Origin of the sequence: Macrococcus hajekii (assembly GCF_004359505.1) — a bacterium.
Classification (GTDB): domain Bacteria; phylum Bacillota; class Bacilli; order Staphylococcales; family Staphylococcaceae; genus Macrococcus; species Macrococcus hajekii.
On record NZ_SCWE01000045.1, the window covers coordinates 1 to 320 of the forward strand.

The 320-nt window shown below is 37.8% G+C and carries 1 rRNA gene; it reads left to right on the plus strand.

The window, feature by feature from the left end:
- A 16S ribosomal RNA gene (locus ERX37_RS11300) occupies nt 1–86 on the plus strand; the annotation flags it as partial.
- Nucleotides 87–320: the final 234 nt, after the last annotated feature.

Here is a 320-nt window from a genome sequence, read left to right on the forward strand (position 1 = left end):
GCTAGCCGTCGAAGGTGGGACAGATGATTGGGGTGAAGTCGTAACAAGGTAGCCGTATCGGAAGGTGCGGCTGGATCACCTCCTTTCTAAGGATATTACGGAAAAGAGACACTTGATGTCTCTTAGGAATTGACTTTGACATATTGTATTCAGTTTTGAATGTTTATAGGACCGATGGTCCATATCATTCAGATTGTACTTTGAAAACTAGATAAAGTAAGAAAAAATTGATTTACCAAGCAAAACCGAGTGAGTTCATTATTTTATGAATTCTCAAAAAATCGCGCGTCTGTATTCATACAGACATCACATTATTAATA